The organism is Pseudomonas sp. Bc-h (assembly GCF_002080045.1).
Lineage (GTDB): Bacteria > Pseudomonadota > Gammaproteobacteria > Pseudomonadales > Pseudomonadaceae > Aquipseudomonas.
This window is the reverse complement of the sequence record NZ_MUIN01000008.1, coordinates 241,875-260,070: the sequence shown is the minus strand read 5'-3', so window position 1 is coordinate 260,070 and position 18,196 is coordinate 241,875. Positions and strand designations below refer to the sequence as shown.

Annotated in this window: 20 protein-coding genes; 13 read left to right on the top strand and 7 right to left on the bottom strand. The window is 58.5% G+C overall.

Annotation, left to right across the window (positions count from 1 at the left end; genetic code table 11):
• Both BWR59_RS32825 and BWR59_RS16445 read right to left on the bottom strand, forming a co-directional pair.
• Positions 1–171, bottom strand: a 171-nt coding sequence (locus BWR59_RS32825; protein WP_081566689.1) for a DUF3077 domain-containing protein, incomplete at its 3' end; no start/stop codon positions are given.
• A gap of 609 nt (positions 172–780) precedes the next feature.
• On the bottom strand, positions 781–1,161 hold the full coding sequence (locus tag BWR59_RS16445; RefSeq protein WP_081566688.1) for a hypothetical protein: 381 nt from the start codon (positions 1,159–1,161) through the stop codon (positions 781–783).
• Positions 1,162–1,315: 154 nt separating this feature from the next.
• Between BWR59_RS16445 and BWR59_RS16440 the strand changes: the two genes are divergently transcribed.
• Complete coding sequence (locus BWR59_RS16440) at positions 1,316–1,513, top strand: cation transporter (RefSeq protein ID WP_081566687.1); 198 nt, start codon at positions 1,316–1,318, stop codon at positions 1,511–1,513.
• A 198-nt stretch (positions 1,514–1,711) separates the two neighbouring features.
• Here the strand turns inward: BWR59_RS16440 and BWR59_RS16435 are convergent, their stop codons facing one another.
• Positions 1,712–3,571 (bottom strand): DUF4105 domain-containing protein, encoded by a 1,860-nt coding sequence (locus BWR59_RS16435; protein WP_081566686.1) that lies wholly within the window; start codon positions 3,569–3,571, stop codon positions 1,712–1,714.
• A 77-nt stretch (positions 3,572–3,648) separates the two neighbouring features.
• Positions 3,649–4,137: a DUF3015 domain-containing protein gene (locus BWR59_RS16430; protein ID WP_081566685.1), complete on the bottom strand. Its 489-nt coding sequence runs from the start codon at positions 4,135–4,137 to the stop codon at positions 3,649–3,651.
• A 280-nt stretch (positions 4,138–4,417) separates the two neighbouring features.
• On the opposite strand from BWR59_RS16430, the gene BWR59_RS16425 reads away from it, so the two are divergent.
• The 5 genes from BWR59_RS16425 (at position 4,418) to BWR59_RS16405 (ending at position 9,258) form a co-directional block, all read left to right on the top strand.
• Positions 4,418–6,850, top strand: coding sequence for an ATP-binding protein (locus tag BWR59_RS16425; RefSeq protein ID WP_081566684.1), 2,433 nt, complete (start codon positions 4,418–4,420; stop codon positions 6,848–6,850).
• A gap of 185 nt (positions 6,851–7,035) precedes the next feature.
• Positions 7,036–7,368, top strand: coding sequence for a hypothetical protein (locus tag BWR59_RS16420; protein ID WP_081566683.1), 333 nt, complete (start codon positions 7,036–7,038; stop codon positions 7,366–7,368).
• Between the two features lie 173 nt (positions 7,369–7,541).
• The gene (locus BWR59_RS16415) at positions 7,542–8,030 is read left to right on the top strand and encodes a TIGR00645 family protein (protein ID WP_081566682.1); all 489 of its coding nucleotides are present in this window, start codon (positions 7,542–7,544) and stop codon (positions 8,028–8,030) included.
• Positions 8,031–8,235: 205 nt separating this feature from the next.
• Positions 8,236–8,541 (top strand): DUF6482 family protein, encoded by a 306-nt coding sequence (locus BWR59_RS16410; protein WP_081566681.1) that lies wholly within the window; start codon positions 8,236–8,238, stop codon positions 8,539–8,541.
• A 99-nt stretch (positions 8,542–8,640) separates the two neighbouring features.
• Positions 8,641–9,258, top strand: coding sequence for an FKBP-type peptidyl-prolyl cis-trans isomerase (locus BWR59_RS16405; protein ID WP_081566680.1), 618 nt, complete (start codon positions 8,641–8,643; stop codon positions 9,256–9,258).
• A gap of 98 nt (positions 9,259–9,356) precedes the next feature.
• On the opposite strand, the gene BWR59_RS16400 is transcribed toward BWR59_RS16405, so the two are convergent.
• Both BWR59_RS16400 and BWR59_RS16395 read right to left on the bottom strand, forming a co-directional pair.
• On the bottom strand, positions 9,357–9,599 hold the full coding sequence (locus BWR59_RS16400) for a hypothetical protein (protein WP_081566679.1): 243 nt from the start codon (positions 9,597–9,599) through the stop codon (positions 9,357–9,359).
• A gap of 251 nt (positions 9,600–9,850) precedes the next feature.
• Positions 9,851–10,819, bottom strand: coding sequence for a polyprenyl synthetase family protein (locus tag BWR59_RS16395; protein ID WP_081566678.1), 969 nt, complete (start codon positions 10,817–10,819; stop codon positions 9,851–9,853).
• A gap of 241 nt (positions 10,820–11,060) precedes the next feature.
• Between BWR59_RS16395 and rplU the strand changes: the two genes are divergently transcribed.
• From rplU to BWR59_RS16370, 5 genes are all read left to right on the top strand, one after another.
• Positions 11,061–11,375, top strand: coding sequence for a 50S ribosomal protein L21 (gene rplU, locus BWR59_RS16390; protein ID WP_007950961.1), 315 nt, complete (start codon positions 11,061–11,063; stop codon positions 11,373–11,375).
• A 35-nt stretch (positions 11,376–11,410) separates the two neighbouring features.
• Positions 11,411–11,680, top strand: a complete 270-nt coding sequence (gene rpmA / locus BWR59_RS16385; protein ID WP_081566677.1) for a 50S ribosomal protein L27 — start codon at positions 11,411–11,413, stop codon at positions 11,678–11,680.
• A 251-nt stretch (positions 11,681–11,931) separates the two neighbouring features.
• Positions 11,932–13,158, top strand: coding sequence for an Obg family GTPase CgtA (gene cgtA / locus BWR59_RS16380; protein WP_081566676.1), 1,227 nt, complete (start codon positions 11,932–11,934; stop codon positions 13,156–13,158).
• Between the two features lie 84 nt (positions 13,159–13,242).
• On the top strand, positions 13,243–14,361 hold the full coding sequence (gene proB / locus BWR59_RS16375) for a glutamate 5-kinase (RefSeq protein WP_081566675.1): 1,119 nt from the start codon (positions 13,243–13,245) through the stop codon (positions 14,359–14,361).
• A 25-nt stretch (positions 14,362–14,386) separates the two neighbouring features.
• Positions 14,387–14,857: a CreA family protein gene (locus tag BWR59_RS16370; RefSeq protein WP_081566674.1), complete on the top strand. Its 471-nt coding sequence runs from the start codon at positions 14,387–14,389 to the stop codon at positions 14,855–14,857.
• Positions 14,858–15,062: 205 nt separating this feature from the next.
• Here the strand turns inward: BWR59_RS16370 and rpsT are convergent, their stop codons facing one another.
• A complete protein-coding gene (gene rpsT, locus BWR59_RS16365; RefSeq protein WP_007924739.1) occupies positions 15,063–15,341 on the bottom strand; it encodes a 30S ribosomal protein S20 in 279 nt (92 codons plus the stop codon).
• Positions 15,342–15,591: 250 nt separating this feature from the next.
• Here rpsT and murJ point away from each other — a divergent pair, with 250 nt between their 5' ends.
• Together murJ and ribF are read left to right on the top strand one after the other, a co-directional pair.
• The gene (gene murJ / locus BWR59_RS16360) at positions 15,592–17,136 is read left to right on the top strand and encodes a murein biosynthesis integral membrane protein MurJ (RefSeq protein WP_081566673.1); all 1,545 of its coding nucleotides are present in this window, start codon (positions 15,592–15,594) and stop codon (positions 17,134–17,136) included.
• A gap of 118 nt (positions 17,137–17,254) precedes the next feature.
• Positions 17,255–18,190: a bifunctional riboflavin kinase/FAD synthetase gene (gene ribF / locus BWR59_RS16355; protein ID WP_081566672.1), complete on the top strand. Its 936-nt coding sequence runs from the start codon at positions 17,255–17,257 to the stop codon at positions 18,188–18,190.
• The last annotated feature ends 6 nt before the right edge of the window (positions 18,191–18,196 follow it).

Below are 18,196 nucleotides of genomic sequence, written 5' to 3'. Positions count from 1 at the left end.
GTGTATAAGAGACAGCAGGTGCACGACGGAAAACGCCAGGTCGCGTTTGCTGCCATTCAGGCAGTCGGCGCTCTCGTACGCGGTGGCCTTGGCACAGCGCAACAGATCGGAGAGGTGGGCCAGGGATTCTTCAATGGTTGGGGCGGGTGGGTCGGGGGTGATTTTGAGCATTGCGTGTATCTCCGTGAGGTGGAGCCACCGCATGGTTCGCTGCTATCGAATCAGGTGGTGGCTTTGACACGGGTTAGCAGACCGGATACGGAGCAAATCCAGCGCACTCGAAAGTGCCCCGCGCAAAGCCACCATAACGGTGGTGTCGCAATGCTACGTAACGTCATTCAGGCTGCTAAACCCGGTCGCTGATGTTCAGCGACGGACGCAGCCTAGAGAGACAAATCACGAGGCACAAGCGGGTGGAAGTTTCTAGGAAATGTCTCTCGCAAGAAAGAGAGAAGGCTGTAAGAAAGGGGCTACAAACCGGGAGATGTGTTGCAGGAAATGGATTTTCACCGACATTCCGCCATCGCTGCCGTCGTGACCTCCGGCGTCTCCCACAGGTTTTGCAGAGAGCCGGGATTTTGAGATCGACACAGACTCGTCTCGGGACAACGATGGGGAGGCAACGAGTCGCAGGTTTTGAGGGGTGCCCGGATTTTGAGAACGACACGAAATCTGTGGGAGACGTCGGAGGTCACGACGACAGCGATAGCTGACTGCCAGCCAACACATATGTAACTGACACAGCGCTTCCGTCAGCAAGCCGACCCAGCGCTTTAGCCATCAATAATTCAGATCAGCCTTCTTCAGATACATGCCATTGGGTCCCGACGCGATCCGGTACTTGAGCACGTCTCCGGCATTGATGTGCAGCCGCGTGTTGTTCTGCGCTTCAATGCCCGGCGAGCAACCCGGCATTTGGCCCGGCAACACGCGCAGCCGCACCGACAGATCGCCTGCTGGCAGATTGAAGGAGCGCGACTCTTCTTGGAACAGACGCCCGACCAGCTGATCCTGCATATAAATGCCGATCTCGCAGGACGTGGCGACTTCCAGCCGCTCGCGGGAAATGATGAGTACGCCGTAATCCTGGTCGGCCTGCGCCCAGGATGCGGAAGCCAAGAGGCCGATAAAACCTGCGATGCGAAAGCCTGACCAGCGCATTGCCGATTCTCCTGATATTCGTCGATGAAACACTTTGGCCCAGAGGCTCGCGGAATACCAGCCCGGCAGATTCAACAGAAACTTGACCTTGCCATGGTGGGAAGGTCGAAGATGCCGTCATTCAGCGATCTTTACTCAACCGAGGAGTCATCTCATGCAGGTATTCAACGTTCAAGGCATGACCTGCGGACACTGCGTCCGCGCCGTTACCAACGCGATCAAAGGCGAAGACCCGGCAGCCGAGGTGCAGGTAGATCTGGGCAAGGGGGAGGTCAAGGTGCAGAGCCAGTTGGCGGCTGAACACATCATCGGCCTCATTGTGGAGGAAGGTTACGGCGCAAAAGTGGCTTGAAAAGCCTCAGTCAGTCCACCTTGTAGCCTGTGGGAGGGAGCTTGCTCGCGAAGGCGGTATGCCAGTTCACATCAAACTGCCTGACTCCCACCGACTACCTGTAGCCGCACGGCTTGCCGGCGGTGACGTTCTCAGAATCGCCACCGCCGGCAAGCCGTGCGGCTGCGGGTGGTCACCTCCTGTCCACGTGCGTCGCGTTCAATAGTGATACCACTTCAACTCCAGCATCACTTCATTCACCGGCGAACTCAGCTGGCTGAATTCCCGCTGCGCGCTGAGCCGCAGCCCCAGATTTCGCGACAATTCCCACTGCTGATTCAGACTGATATTGCGCCGCACTTCGCCGTTGGTGAAGTAATCGCCCTTGGCCTCCAAGCTGAAATTGCCCAGCGGATTGCGCCACAGAACCCCGGTATTGAACCCTGCTGCCGGTGACACGAACGCATCGAAATCATTGTTGTGCTCAATCCGAACGGTGCCCAGCGCAAAGCCCAGCACATCTTCACCCAGCTTCCAGGTGCCGCCGGCGCCGCCATTCACGTGGCTGACCAGATTTTCGTCACCGTGCTTGCCCAGCACACGCTCAAGGCCGCCCGCCACTTGCCAGGACCAGGGTTGCAACAGCTCGTTGCGCGGCGTCAGCGAGCGAATGGTGGCCAGATCCAACTGCTGCACCTGCCAGCGGCTGTCCTCGTACTGACGCAGTTTGAGCTGAAGAATTTCGATCTGCGCCCCCAGCGGGAAGCCGTAAGCGTTGTCGTTCAGATCGTGATACGCCATGCGCAGGCCGTATTCGGCGAATGCCTTGTCATCCCGCGTGCCGGCGCCCAATTGCCAGGTGCGCGATTCGTGGCCGTCTTCCGGCAACCCCGGACGTTCGATTTCCAAGGCAGGCGGCGGATTGGTGCTGATCGCCCGCAGCAAGTCGTAACTGCGCTGCGAGCGCGCGGCATCGCGTTCCTGGCCATTGGCGCGATAACGCTCCAGGCGATACGACGCGTCCTGAATCAACGCCCGACGATCCTTCGGCAGTGCCAGATAGTCAGGGGTTTGCATCTGTTGCTGATCGGCGCTGACCTTCAATACCCACTGTTTCTCGTCGTGGTTCAGCGGCTCGGCACGGCTGAGCAATTCGCGCTCCCTGGACGGCCGATAGTCGATCTTCTCCACCAGGCCGGCGTCCTTGACCGCGCGCACAGTGTCGGTGGGAATCGCGGTCAGACGAAACTGCGGCGTAAGGTCCAGGCTCGGGCGCGCGACCTGCAGCAGCTCCAGCAATCGATAGGAGCAGTTTTCGTCGAAGAAGAAATAGCCGAAGCGAATCTGTTTGAGTTCCCACACATGTTCGACCATGCGCTGGGTTTCTTCAGGCGTCAGATTGAGGCGGTACTCCCACAGGTCTCGGTTCTCGAGACTACGGTATTCGGAGAGTTTTTCCTGATACGGCACCAGCGCGAACAGCCCTGGATAGCCACCCATCAGCCCTTTCCAGGCATACAGGATGCTGTTGTCCGAGCCTTCGATGTAGGCGCCGAAATTGATCGCGTAACTGAGCAGCGCAGTGTTGTTCTTCTGCACGTCTGCCTGATCAATGCGTAGCAAAGTGTGGCCAAACATCGACGAGGGGCTGTTCAAATAGGCGGCTGGGAAGATCATCACCGTGCTGTCCGGCGCCACGTCAGAGAACCACTTGTTGAACTCCTTGCAGTCCACTGCGGGCAGATCGGTCAGCTTCAATTCATTGCGCAGAAAGCGCGTGCGCGAGGGGTAGACGCATTGCGGATGGGCGTCTTCCTTGCCTTTCACTACGGGCCGGTAAATGGCTTCGAGGGTCGCTGCCAGTTCGGCCTTGGGGTCGTGGCCACCATCGACAGCGAGAAAGAATTTCGGGTCGTCGACATAGCTGCGCCAGCCACCGAGCTTGCCGGCTTCGTAATGGCCGATGGCAATCCAGAATCTGGAATTGGCCAGTTGCTGCAAACGATCATCTTCGACGTGAGGCGCGGCATACAGCGGGGCGCAGACACAGAGCGCCAGCCAGGCAAGGCGTTTGAGCATAGAGAGGCAACTAGTCAGGGGTCGTCAGGAACAGTGAAGTCCTGCCCTCTGCGTGCAGAGGGCAGGTTGACTCGACTTTAGGCTTGGGTTGCGTATTTGGCCAGAGCCGGATCGTTTTTCAGTACGTCGATGGTGTTGGTGTGAACGTCTTCAGCAGTGGCGTCAGCCTTGTTGAAGATTTGCTGGTAGTGCTCGTGGGTGACTGCGGCGAAATGCGCACGGTCTTCCGGTGCAACGCCCAGCACGACCGCGTAGGTCGTGAGTGCTTCGCCCTGGCCCATCGCCATGTCTTTGGAAAGCTCGTCCATCATGCCGTTCATGGCGATCCAGGATTTGCCGCCGTAGGTCAGCGCGCTGTTGGTGGAGCAGCCGTTGGTGCCTGAGGTCATGCCGAAGGTGGCGTTACCGGAGGTGCCGTTGGTGGTGGAAGCGAGGAAGTGGGCCGGCGTGCCGCGCTGGCCTTCGAACAGCATGTTGCCCCAGCCGCAGTCTGGGCCGCCAGGGGCTTGAGCCATGGCGTTGATGGACACAGCGGCGAAGAGAGTACCAAGAAGAATCCGTTTCATAGCTTTAGTCTCTGTTGTTTCAACCAAGGGTCGGATCCTGGCCGATACGGGCGCCAGGTCGGGCCGGTTCTTCGAATTGTTACCGACCGCGCAACTTGGAGTTTAGGCACGATCTGATCGTTCCGTGGTTTATTACGGTTTGTTGTATGCAGTCCGGCTCGTAAATGCTTGTAGGAATGTTCATCAGTCAAAAAAATATTCCGGTGGTTCTTGCCTTGCCAGTCTGGTGCGGCGAGCGCCAGAATGCCCCCATCTGCCCCGCCTGATGTAAGGATGTCCGATGCCCGATCCTGTTGCTGCCAGCTTGCGACTTGCGCCTGAGGCGCTGACCCGTCCCTTTTCCGCTGAACAGTTCAGCTTCACGACAACCAACGATCTGGAACCCTTTCGCGGCGTGCTCGGCCAGGAACGAGCGGTCGAAGCTCTACAGTTCGGGGTCGCCATGCCGCGCCCCGGCTATAACGTGTTCGTCATGGGCGAGCCCGGCACCGGCCGCTTCTCCTTCGTCAAGCGCTACCTCAAGGCCGAGGGCAAGCGCATGCAGACCCCGTGCGACTGGGTCTACGTCAATAATTTCGATGAGCCGCGCGAGCCACGCGCCCTGGAATTACCGCCGGGAAGCGCCAGTTCGTTCATGGCCGACATAAACGGACTGATCGACAATCTTCTGTCGACCTTTCCTGCAGTGTTCGAGCATCCGTCCTACCAGCAGAAGAAAAGCGCCATTGACCGCGCCTTCAACCAGCGCTACGACAAGGCGCTGGACGTCATCGAGCGTCTGGCACTGGAGAAGGACATTGCGCTGTATCGCGACAGCACCAACATCGCCTTCACCCCGATGCTGGAAGGCAAGGCGCTGGACGAGGCCGAGTTCTCGCAGTTGCCGGAGGCTGATCGGGAGCGTTTCCACAACGATATTTCGGCACTGGAAGAGCGTCTGAACGAAGAGCTCGCCAGCCTGCCGCAGTGGAAGCGAGAATCGAACAACCAGATGCGCCAGCTGAATGAAGAAACCATCATTCTGGCCTTGCAGCCACTGCTGGCACCGCTCTGCGAGCAATACGCCGAGAACGCTGCCGTCTGCGCCTACTTGCAGGCCATGCAGGTCAATCTGCTGAAAACCGTGGTCGAGCAACTGGTCGACGACAGCAAGACCGATGCTCAGGCGCGCAAGCTGCTGGAAGAGCAATACTGCCCAAGCCTGGTGGTCGGTCATTCAGCCAGCGGCGGTGCGCCGGTGGTCTTCGAGCCGCACCCCACCTACGACAACTTGTTCGGGCGCATCGAATACAGCACTGATCAGGGCGCGCTTTACACCACTTATCGCCAGTTGCGTCCGGGGGCTTTCCATCGCGCCAACGGCGGCTTCCTGATTCTCGAAGCCGAGAAGATGCTCAGCGAGCCCTTCGTGTGGGATGCGCTCAAGCGCTCCCTGCAATCGCGCAAGCTGAAGATGGAATCGCCACTGGGCGAGCTGGGCCGCATCGCTACCGTCACCCTGACGCCGCAGACCATTCCGTTGCAGGTCAAAGTCATCATCATCGGTGCGCGCTCGCTGTACTACACGCTGCAAGACCTCGATCCGGACTTCCAGGAGATGTTCCGGGTACTGGTGGACTTCGACGAAGACATTCCGATGGTCGACGAGAGCCTGGAGCAGTTCGCCCAGTTGCTCAAAACCCGAACCTCGGAGGAGGGTATGGCGCCGCTGACGGCCGATGCAGTGGCGCGTCTGGCGACCTACAGCGCACGTCTGGCCGAGCATCAGGGGCGCTTGTCAGCGCGGATCGGCGATCTGTTTCAACTGGTGAGCGAGGCGGATTTCATTCGCAGTCTGGCCAACGACGAACGCACCGACGCCGGTCATATCGAGCGCGCGCTCAAGGCCAAGGCGACGCGCACCGGTCGAGTGTCGGCGCGCATTCTGGACGACATGCTGGCGGGCATCATCCTGATCGACACCTCGGGTGCTGCGGTCGGCAAGTGCAACGGCCTGACCGTGCTAGAAGTCGGCGATTCTGCCTTCGGCGTGCCGGCGCGGATCTCCGCCACGGTCTATCCGGGCGGCAGCGGCATCGTCGACATCGAGCGTGAGGTCAACCTCGGTCAGCCGATCCACTCCAAGGGCGTGATGATCCTCACCGGCTATCTCGGTAGCCGTTATGCCCAGGAGTTCCCGCTGGCGATTTCCGCGAGCATCGCACTCGAACAATCCTACGGTTACGTGGATGGAGACAGCGCGTCGCTGGGCGAGGTCTGTACCCTGATTTCAGCGCTCTCGAAAACGCCGCTCAAGCAATGCTTCGCGATCACCGGTTCCATCAACCAATTCGGTGAAGTGCAGGCCGTGGGCGGGGTCAACGAGAAGATTGAAGGCTTCTTCCGACTCTGCGAAGCGCGAGGTCTGACAGGTGATCAAGGTGCAATCATCCCCCAGGCGAACGTCGCAACGCTCATGCTCGACGAACGTGTGCTGCAGGCCGTGCGCGCCGGGCAGTTCCACGTCTATGCAGTGCGTCAGGTCGACGAGGCGCTGAGCCTGTTGGTCGGCGAGCCTGTTGGCGAAGCGGATGAAGACGGGCAATTCCCGGAAAACTCGGTGAATGGCCGGGTCGTTGATCGTCTGCGCGACATCGCGGAAATGCTCAGCGAAGAGGACCTTAAAGAGCTCGAAAAAGAGGCGCCACAATTACAGCCGGAACTGAAAAGTTGACTGTTTGACGTCAACTAATCGGGGCGCCTGATGGCCAAATGACCATTCGGCGCCCTTTTTGTTTTCGCTCTTTTCTTGCGGGGTATTTGTTCGATATTGTCGCCATGCAGCAGTTGTCAAATGGACTGACGCATTTCCGAAGCGGTTCGAGGGAATGAATACTGCAATAAATGAGGAGCTTCGCCATGCCGCGCAGCCTCTGTCTTACTCGCCAATGCCTGGGTCTGGTGACCCGTATCGAATGTGTGATTCGCCCCCTGTCCGGTGACAACGGCATGTGGACTTTGCTATTCGCCGCCGGGATGTCCGGGGAACAACCTTCCGCGCTCAAGGCCCAAGGACCTTTCCATGGTCCGGTCGCTGCCGAGTCGGTGCTGGACGCTATCGCCGAAAGCCTTGCACTGCACGGTTATCAGACTGCGGAAGAAATACCGATCTGGAGTGTTCATCTACAGGGTGAGTTGCGACGGATCAATGGTGACGCGTCCCATGGCCAGCGAACTTCTCCGGCCAACTGACATGCAGTACAACCTCGACGAAAGCCGCGCCTGTTTTTCTGTCATACAGAGTTGTTGCGTGGAGTTCGTCGAGCGTTTCCTCACAAGTTAATTGTTTCAAGTCTTGTCGCAATGGCTTGTGCTACACGACCTTCGCCCTATACTCGCGGGCTTTCAATTAACTGTGAGCTTCAATGGAACGTTTTATCGAAAATGCCATGTACGCGTCGCGCTGGTTGCTGGCGCCGATCTACTTTGGCCTCTCTCTGGGACTGCTGGCGCTGGCGCTCAAGTTCTTTCAGGAAATCTTTCACGTCATCCCCAATGTGTTTTCGCTGGCCGAGTCGGACCTGATCCTGGTGCTGCTGTCGTTGATCGACATGGCACTGGTCGGTGGCTTGCTGGTCATGGTGATGATCTCCGGTTACGAAAACTTCGTCTCGGAACTGAACATCGACGAGGGCAAGGAAAAGCTCAGCTGGCTGGGCAAGATGGACTCTTCGTCGCTGAAGATGAAAGTCGCGGCCTCCATCGTTGCCATTTCGTCCATCCACCTGCTGCGGGTGTTCATGGACGCCAAAAACATCGAACCCCAATACCTGATGTGGTACGTGATTATCCATATGACCTTCGTTGTGTCGGCGTTTGCGATGGGCTATCTGGACAAGTTGACCAAGCACTGATGCCCTGAGTCGATCTCTCTCTTTAGCAGTCCGGCTGGCCGGCGGTAGCGATGTAGAAGACGCTGCCGCCGGCAAGCCGGGCTGCTACGCTAGGCTCGCTGAGATTCTGTCGAAATCGAAAAGACCAACGGCACTGCGCAAACCTTGTACTCCGGCCAGAGTGAGCGAGACTTGTGTTTCGCTCACCGAAGTCCGGAATCCGCTCATGAACCTCCAGGAACTCACCACCCACGCCCATGCCGGTCGGATTGACGAGCTCAATCTGATCTCTATGGAAGGCGGGATTTACCTGCTCGAGGCGCGCATGCATGGCGCGGCCCACCCCCTCAACGACGCTCATGGCAAAACCCTGCATTTGCGCTCGGTCGAACATGCGCGTGATGTGCTGCATTCGGTTACGCCCATGCCCTTCAATCTGGTGCACGCAGTGGTTCACGATGAAATGTGCGGCATCCACGACACTGACGAACAGACCGTCCGGGTGCCGATTTCCATTCGTTCTGCATGGTGACCCGATATTGCCCGCCTAGGGACGAATGACCAGATGTGCTAGGCTGCTCGGCCTTTTAGTTCAGGGCGCCTGCGGGCGTTCTTCAAGCGGAGCAGTGTCATGTCCGAAGTCAATCTGTCCACCGACGAAACGCGCGTCAGCTACGGTATCGGCCGTCAGCTGGGCGACCAACTGCGCGACAACCCGCCACCGGGTGTCAACCTGGACGCGATCCTGGCCGGTCTGACCGACGCTTTCGCTGGCCAGCCAAGCCGCGTCAGCCAGGAAGAAATGGCGGCGAGCTTCAAAGTCATTCGTGAAATCATGCAAGCCGAAGCAGCTGCCAAGGCTGAAGCGGCCGCTGGCGCAGGTGTCGCATACCTGGCCGAAAACGCCAAGCGTGAAGGCGTGACCACTCTGGAGTCGGGCCTGCAGTTCGAAGTCATCACCGCAGGCGAAGGCGCTCAGCCAACCCGCGAAAGCAACGTGCGTACTCACTACCACGGCATGCTGATCGACGGCACTGTGTTCGACAGCTCCTACGATCGTGGTGAACCTGCTGAATTCCCGGTCGGCGGCGTGATTGCAGGCTGGACCGAAGCGCTGCAACTGATGAAAGCCGGCAGCAAATGGCGTCTGCACGTTCCTAGCGAACTGGCCTACGGCGCGCAAGGCGTTGGCAGCATCCCGCCGCACAGCGTCCTGGTGTTCGACGTCGAGCTGCTCGACGTTCTGTAATTTGCGCCAGCTATAAGCGACAAGCTTTAAGCTTTACGCAGTTCGTTGCCGAGTGGACTCGCGAAGTTCACTCGGTAATGTCGGTTCCATGCCGATCATCAATGCAGTTCACACGCCGGGCGCAACGCTCGCGCATAGCAGAACAGAAACAGGCTGCGCACCATCTCCTTTTGAATCCCCGGCTCTGTTGAGCTAAGACTGTGGACGTCCAGGTCGCCCTGATCTCGCAATTCGTCCAGCGCATCTTCTTCCAGCACCGCACACACCTCGCCAGTTTCGCGATGCAGGATTCGCAGATAAGGGTGTGGCCGATCCAGCCAGGCGTCGATCAGATAAGTCATGTTCGTTCTCCTTGAAAGGTTTCAATGAGAATAATTCTTACCTGAGGAATAGCAAGGATCTATTTGAGATTAATTCGCATTTTCGCAGGTCGTTCAATTTTCCGCCTGCTGGATCCCTGTAGCCGTCCGGCTCGCCGGCGTTGCGATTACTGACACGCCACCACCGCAAGCCGCACTGCTACGGGGCTGAGAATGTTCCCCCAACAAAAAGCCCGTCGCATGGACGGGCTTCTGTTGGGGGCCGGGACAGATCAGTGCGTGCGGGCGACTGCGAATTCGCTCAGCTCGATCAGCGCGTCGCGGTATTCGCTGGCGGGCAGGGCGTCCAGGCAGGCGATGGCGCGGGCAACGTAGTCGCGGGCGAGTTGAGCGGTGTAATCCAGCGAACCGGACTTCTCCACAGCCTCGCGAATGCTTTCCAGATCTTCCAGGCCGCCTTTCTGAATTGCCTGACGCACCAGTGCAGCCTGTTCAGGCGTGCCTTCGCGCATGGTGTAGATCAGCGGAAGGGTAGGTTTGCCTTCTGCAAGGTCGTCACCGATATTCTTGCCCATGGTTTCTGCATCGCCGCGGTAGTCGAGCAGATCGTCCACCAACTGGAATGCGATGCCCAGATGATCGCCGAAGGTGCGCAGTGCTTCGCTCTGCTCAGGGCTCGCCTTGGCCAGCGCCGCCGCGCTGTGGGTCGAGGCTTCGAACAGCATCGCTGTCTTGCCGCGAATCACTTCCATGTAGGTTTCTTCGGTGGTGCTGGCATCACGAATCTTCGACAGCTGCAGGACTTCGCCCTCAGCGATGACGCGTGTGGCCTTGGACAGGATCTGCATGACCGGCATCGAACCGAGCTCGACCATCATTTCGAACGAGCGTGAATAAAGGAAGTCGCCGACCAGCACGCTCGGGGCGTTGCCCCACATGGCGTTTGCGGTCGAACGGCCACGACGCATGCCGGACATGTCGACGACGTCGTCATGCAGCAGGGTCGCGGTGTGCAGGAATTCGATGGTGGCCGCCAGCAGACGCAGGTCGTCGCCGCCGCTGCCCAGTGCCTTGCCGCACAGCAGCACGAGCAGTGGACGCAGGCGTTTGCCACCGGCGGAGGTAATGTAGTCGCCGATTTTCGAGACCAGCGGCACGCGCGATGTCAGCTGCTTCTTGATAATGTGGTCGACGGCAGTAAAGTCGTCCGCCACAGCGCGGTAGAAGGCTTGGGGTTGCATCAGCGAGACGTGCTCCAGAAGGGTTGCGCGGCATGCTAGGTTGCAGGCCCCACCCTGTCAAGGCTCGACATAACGCCGCTTGCAAGGCGTTCAAGGCTTGCGTACAATCGCGCACCCTAACTTTCCTGGGCAGCACCTGCCTTACGCAATTGCATGGGAGCCTTTCCAGCCTCATGCAGCCATGCCAGCCAATACCTCTTCCTATAAAGAGCTGGGTGAGCAGGATTTTCGGAGAAATACCATGTCTTATGCAGTAATCGTTACTGGCGGCAAGCAATACAAGGTCGCCCCAGGTGAATACCTGAAGATCGAAAAGCTGGAAGTCGCCACTGGCGAATCCGTTACTTTTGATCGCGTTCTGTTGGTCGCCAATGGCGACGACGTGAACATCGGCGCTCCAGTTGTTGCCGGCGCTACCGTTGTGGCTGAAGTGATCTCCCAAGGTCGTCACGATAAAGTCCGCATCATCAAGTTCCGTCGCCGTAAGCACCACATGAAGCGTATGGGCCACCGCCAGTGGTACACCGAGATCAAAATCACCGGTATTCAGGCTTAATTTCAGCCTAATTCCTCACTAGGAGAATTGAACTCATGGCACACAAAAAAGCTGGTGGTAGTACCCGTAACGGTCGCGACTCAGAAGCCAAACGCCTTGGCGTGAAGATGTATGGCGGCCAGGTTATCGTTCCGGGCAACATCATCGTGCGTCAGCGCGGCACCCAATTCCACGCTGGTTACGGCGTTGGCATGGGCAAGGATCACACCCTGTTCGCTAAAGTCGAAGGCGTGATCAAGTTCGAAGTCAAAGGCGCCTTCGGTCGTCGTTATGTAAGCATCGTGCCAAAAGCAGTTGCGGCGTGATCTTGCGTTCAGGTTGTGTGAAGGCGTAGCGATAGCAACGACCTGCGCATTGCCTGAGCTGAAAAGCCCTGTCGTCGACAGGGCTTTTTCGTTTGTAAAAGGTCTGGTTTGGTGAGTCTCTTGCAAAGCTGTTTGTGTGGGCCGTTGTGGTGTGAAGTCGCTGGTTTTAGATCGGTATCGCAACGCTCATCTTTGCAAGAGCCTTATGAATTTATGTTGTTTGCTCGTCTTTGTGACGGGAGGCGTGCGTTATGAAATTTGTTGATGAAGTATCCATTCGGGTGAAGGCCGGCGACGGCGGCAACGGTTGCATGAGCTTCCGTCGCGAAAAATTCATCGAGAACGGCGGTCCCAACGGTGGTGATGGTGGTGATGGCGGCTCGGTCTACATGATCGCCGACGAGAACCTCAACACTCTGGTCGACTATCGCTACACCCGTCACTTCGATGCCGAGCGCGGCTCGAATGGCGGCAGCACCGATTGCACTGGTCGCAAGGGTGAGGAGCTGGTTCTGCGGGTTCCTGTCGGGACTACCGTTATCGATGCCAGCACTCAGGAAATCATCGGCGACCTGACCAAGGCTGGCCAGCGCCTGCTGGTAGCTCATGGCGGCTGGCACGGCCTGGGGAACACCCGTTTCAAATCCAGTACCAACCGCGCGCCGCGTCAAACAACGCCAGGCAAGCCGGGCGAGCAGCGTGATCTGAAGCTGGAATTGAAAGTGCTGGCGGACGTCGGTCTGCTGGGCTTGCCGAACGCTGGCAAGAGCACCTTCATTCGTTCGGTTTCGGCCGCCAAGCCGAAGGTTGCCGACTATCCGTTCACTACCCTGGTGCCGAACCTGGGTGTGGTCAGCGTTGATCGCTGGAAAAGCTTCGTCATCGCGGACATTCCGGGTTTGATCGAAGGTGCTTCCGATGGTGCCGGTCTGGGCATTCGCTTCCTCAAGCACCTGGCGCGTACGCGTCTGCTGCTGCATCTCGTCGACATGGCGCCGCTGGACGAAACCAGTGCGCCGGACGCCGCTGAAGTCATCGTCAACGAATTGATCAAGTTCAGTCCCGCGCTGGCGGATCGTGATCGCTGGCTGGTGCTGAACAAGTGCGACCAGATCCTCGAAGAAGAGCACGAAGAGCGCAAGCAGGAGATTATCGATCGTCTGGGCTGGACTGGTCCTGTGTACGTGATTTCGGCCATCGCCAAAGAAGGTACGGATCGTCTGAGTCACGACATCATGCGTTATCTGGAAGATCGTGCTGATCGTCTCGCCAATGACCCGGCTTACGCCGAAGAGCTGGCCGAGCTGGATCAGCGCATCGAAGATGAAGCCCGTGCGCAGCTTCAGGCGCTGGACGATCAGCGTGCCCTGCGTCGCAGTGGCGTGAAGAGTGTCCACAATCTGGGTGATGAAGACGATTGGGATGAAGATGATGAGGACGATGAAGATGGTCCGGAAATCATTTACGTCCGTGAGTGATCGACTGAAGTAAACTACAACGCCGCTTAATTAGCGGCGTTTTAGTATCTTGAATTTGTACCTCTGGCTTAAGGTTGAAAGATCATGCGGAGCAAGGTGACAGGTGCCCAGCGTTGGGTTGTGAAGATCGGAAGTGCGCTGCTGACGGCGGACGGCAAAGGTCTTGATCGCAACGCGATGGGTGTTTGGGTCGAGCAGATGGTGGCGCTGCATGAGGCGGGCGTAGAACTGGTTCTGGTTTCTTCTGGCGCAGTGGCTGCCGGGATGAGTCGCCTGGGCTGGGCTGCACGACCGAGTGCCATGCATGAGCTCCAGGCGGCGGCTGCGATTGGTCAGATGGGTCTGGTGCAGGCCTGGGAATCCAGTTTTGCCGAACATGATCGGCACACCGCGCAAATTCTGCTGACCCATGATGATCTGTCCGACCGCAAGCGCTACCTGAACGCCCGGAGCACCCTGCGCACGCTTGTCGAGCTGGGTGTGGTGCCGGTAATCAACGAAAACGACACCGTTGTCACCGATGAAATCCGTTTTGGCGACAACGACACGCTGGCGGCGCTCGTCGCCAATCTGGTGGAAGCTGACTTGCTGGTGATCCTGACCGACCGCGACGGCATGTTCGATGCTGATCCGCGCAACAACCCTGAAGCTCAGCTCATCTACGAAGCCCGTGCCGACGATCCTGCGTTGGATGCCGTGGCGGGTGGCACCGGTGGTGCGCTGGGGCGTGGCGGTATGCAGACCAAGCTGCGTGCGGCCCGTCTGGCCGCGCGTTCCGGCGCGCACACGGTGATCGTGGGTGGGCGTATCGAGCAGGTTCTGGCCCGTCTGAAGGCAGGCGAGCGACTGGGGACATTGCTCTCGCCTGAACGCGGCATGTTGGCTGCCCGTAAACAGTGGCTGGCGGGGCATCTGCAGACCCGGGGCACGCTGGTGCTGGATGATGGTGCGGTCAAGGCGCTGGCTGAAAGCAACAAGAGCCTGTTGCCGGTGGGTGTAAAGCTGGTCCAGGGCAGTTTTCGACGTGGCGAGATGGTGGTGTGCGTCGCGGCTGACGGTCGCGAAATCGCTCGCGGCCTGAGCAACTACAGCGCGCTCGAAGCGCAGAAGATTATCGGTCAGCCGTCCGACGCCATCGTCAAGGAGTTGGGGTATATGGCGGAGCCCGAGCTTATTCATCGCGACAACCTGATTCTGGTCTGAATCGGATTCTTTATAAGGAATGGCAATGCGAGTGGTGAAGGGTTTGTTGGGTGCGCTGTTGATGCTGCCCTTGCTGGCGTCGGCCGAGGAAATTGGTCAGGTGTCAACGGTGTTCAAATTCGTCGGCCCTAACGACCGGATTGTGGTCGAGGCTTTCGACGACCCCAAGGTGGATGGTGTGACCTGCTATCTGTCTCGTGCCAAGACGGGAGGCGTGAAGGGTGGTCTCGGCCTGGCGGAGGATCGTGCCGAGGCGTCCATCGCCTGTCGCCAGGTTGGGCCTATCCACTTCAAGGGGGAGCTCAAGGACGGTGACGAGGTATTCAAGGAGCGCACCTCGCTGGTGTTCAAGACCATGCAGGTGGTTCGCTTCCTGGACAAGAAGCGCAACACGCTTGTGTATCTGGTCTACAGCGATCGTGTCATCGAGGGTAGTCCGCAGAATGCGGTGACGGCGATCCCTATTCTTCCCTGGTCGCCAGCGCCGGCTCCGTGATGGGTTTTGATGTGATCGTTGCGGCGCTCCGTGTAGGGGTGACGTGGTGGGCGGTGATGTTTCTGTAGTAGTCCGGCTTGCCGGCGGTGATGCCCGAGAGATCGCTGCCGCCGGCAAGCCGGAGTGCTAAAGAGTTATGAGGAGTGGCCAAATCGTAGGCAATAAAAAACCGACCCTGAGGTCGGTTTTTTAACAAGCAGATCGCTTAGGCAGCAGCAGCAAGGTTCAGAGCCTTGATGTGGCCATTCAGGCGGCCCTTATGGCGAGCAGCTTTGTTCTTGTGGATGATGCCTTTATCGGCCATACGGTCGATAACAGGAACAGCCAGAACATAAGCAGCTTGCGCTTTTTCAGCGTCTTTTGCGTCGATGGCTTTCACTACGTTCTTGATGTAGGTACGAACCATGGAACGCAGGCTGGCGTTGTGGCTGCGACGCTTCTCAGCCTGTTTTGCACGTTTTTTGGCGGAAGGTGAGTTGGCCACCGTCGAGCTCCTCGAAAGACTTGGGAAATAGCTAACAAAATAGGCCGCGAATCATGCCGATGAGTTTGACGCTTGTCAAGGGCAGTTGATGCGTTCCGCTGAGTGGTCGCCGTGTGATGCCGGGGATATTTCTTTCCGGCGTGCGACCTGTAAACTCGCGGGTTTTGGCTCTGAGCTGTTTTGCGGCGCGGAGTATCGCATAAATGGAACGCGCTTTGGCGCTTCCTTTGGTCGGGCGTACAACCTTTAGATGAACCTACTCAAATCGCTTGCCGCTGTCAGCTCTATCACAATGCTTTCGCGGGTCCTGGGTTTTATTCGCGATACGATTATTGCCCGCGCTTTTGGTGCCGGAATGGCCACGGACGCCTTTTTCATCGCGTTCAAGCTGCCCAATCTGCTGCGCCGGATATTCGCCGAGGGTGCCTTCTCCCAGGCCTTCGTGCCGATTCTGGCTGAATATAAAAGCCAGCAAGGCGAGGAGGCGACCCGCACCTTTGTCGCTTATGTCACCGGTTTGCTGACGTTGGCGCTGGCGCTGGTTACCGTTCTGGGAATTATCTTCGCGCCCTGGGTGATCTGGGCGACGGCGCCTGGCTTTGCCGATACCCCGGAGAAATTCCAGCTGACCTCCGATCTGCTGCGAGTGACCTTTCCTTATATATTGCTGATCTCCCTGTCTTCGTTGGCGGGCGCGATTCTCAATACCTGGAACCGTTTCTCGGTACCGGCCTTCGTTCCTACGCTGCTCAATCTTGCGATGATCTTTTTCGCGCTGTTCCTCACGCCGTACTTCCATCCGCCAGTGATGGCGTTGGGGTGGGCGGTGCTGGCGGGCGGGTTGTTGCAGTTGCTCTATCAGCTGCCACACCTGAAAAAGATCGGCATGTTGGTGCTTCCGCGTCTGAATCTGCGCGACACCGGTGTCTGGCGGGTCATGAAGCAGATGTTGCCAGCGATGCTCGGCGTGTCGGTGAGTCAGATTTCGCTGATCATCAACACCATTTTCGCGTCCTTCCTGGTGGCCGGCTCGGTGTCGTGGATGTATTACGCCGACCGCCTGATGGAGCTGCCGTCCGGGGTGTTGGGCGTGGCGCTGGGGACGATCCTGCTGCCAATCCTGTCCAAGACTTACGCCAGCCGGGACCGCCACGAATACTCGCGTATTCTCGATTGGGGGCTGCGCCTGTGCTTCGTGCTGGTCTTGCCGTGTACCTTGGCGCTAGGTCTGCTGGCTGAACCGTTGACCGTTTCATTGTTCCAGTACGGCAAGTTCGATGACCATGATGCCGCCATGACTCAGCGCGCGTTGATCGGCTACGCGGTGGGGTTGCTGGGCATCATCGTGATCAAGGTGCTGGCTCCTGGCTTTTACGCCCAACAAAATATTCGCACCCCGGTGAAAATCGCGATCTTCACCCTCATAGTGACTCAACTGTTCAACGTGCTTTTCGTTTATGTCGTGCATCTGGCTCATGCCGGCCTGGCGCTGGCGATCAGCATGGGGGCGTGCATCAACGCGGCGTTGCTGTACTGGCAATTGCGTAAACAGGATCTGTTTCAGCCGCAGCCGGGCTGGCCGGTGTTTTTAGTGAAGCTCGCTGTGGCGGTATCGGTAATGTCGGCGGTCCTTCTGGGCTTGATGCATGTGATGCCATCCTGGTCCGACGGGCAGATGCTCGAACGTTTCATCCGTCTGGGCGCGCTCGTGGTGTCGGGTGTGGTGGCGTATTTCGGCATGTTGCTGCTGCTGGGCTTTCGTCTGAAAGATTTCGCCCGCAAGGCGATCATGTAGGATCAATCGTCGGTTTTTGCCGGTTAACGCCGATTGTTGCGGTTTGCCTGGATGTGTCGCCTGTCGTTGACGGCGGTGTGTGGTTATAATCGGCCACTTTATGAGCAAGAAGCGCGTTATGCAGCTGGTTCGAGGCCTTCACAATCTGCGCCCCCAGCATCGGGGCTGCGTCGCCACCATTGGCAATTTCGACGGTGTTCACCGTGGTCACCAGGCTATCCTGGCGCGACTGCGTGAGCGCGCCGTGGAGTTGGGCCTGCCCAGTTGCGTGGTCATTTTCGAGCCGCAGCCGCGCGAGTTCTTCGCTCCAGAGACCGCGCCTGCGCGTCTGGCGCGTCTGCGTGACAAACTCGACCTGCTTGCGGCCGAGGGTGTCGATCTGGTGCTTTGCCTGGCGTTCAACCAAAGCCTGAGCAAGCTCAGCGCCGCCGAATTCGTCGACACCGTATTGGTCGACGGCCTGGGCGTGAAGCATCTGGAGGTCGGCGACGATTTCCGCTTCGGTTGCGACCGCATCGGTGATTTCGACTTCCTGCAGAAGGTGGGCGCCGAGAAGGGCTTCACGCTGGAAGCGGCGCAGACCGTTGAAATCGACGGCGTACGTGTCAGCAGTACCAAGGTGCGCAATGCGTTGGCAGCGGCCGATTTCACGCTGGCCGAGCACCTGCTGGGTCGCCCGTTCGCGATTTCCGGCCGAGTGCTGCATGGCCAGAAGCTGGCGCGCCAGTTGGGTACGCCGACTGCCAATGTGCAACTCAAGCGTCGTCGCGCGCCGCTGACCGGGGTTTACCTCGTCAGCGCCGAAATCGACGGCAAGGTCTGGCCCGGTGTCGCCAATATTGGCGTACGGCCGACCGTGGCGGGCGATGGACGCCCACACCTCGAGATTCACCTTCTGGATTTTGCCGGCGATATCTATGGCCGGCGTTTGACGGTGGTATTCCACCAGAAGCTGCGTGATGAGCAGCGTTTTGCCTCTCTGGAGGCGCTCAAGACGGCGATCGATGCGGATGTCGCTGCCGCCCGTGCCCATTGGGGCATGGTCAACCGCTAATTTAGA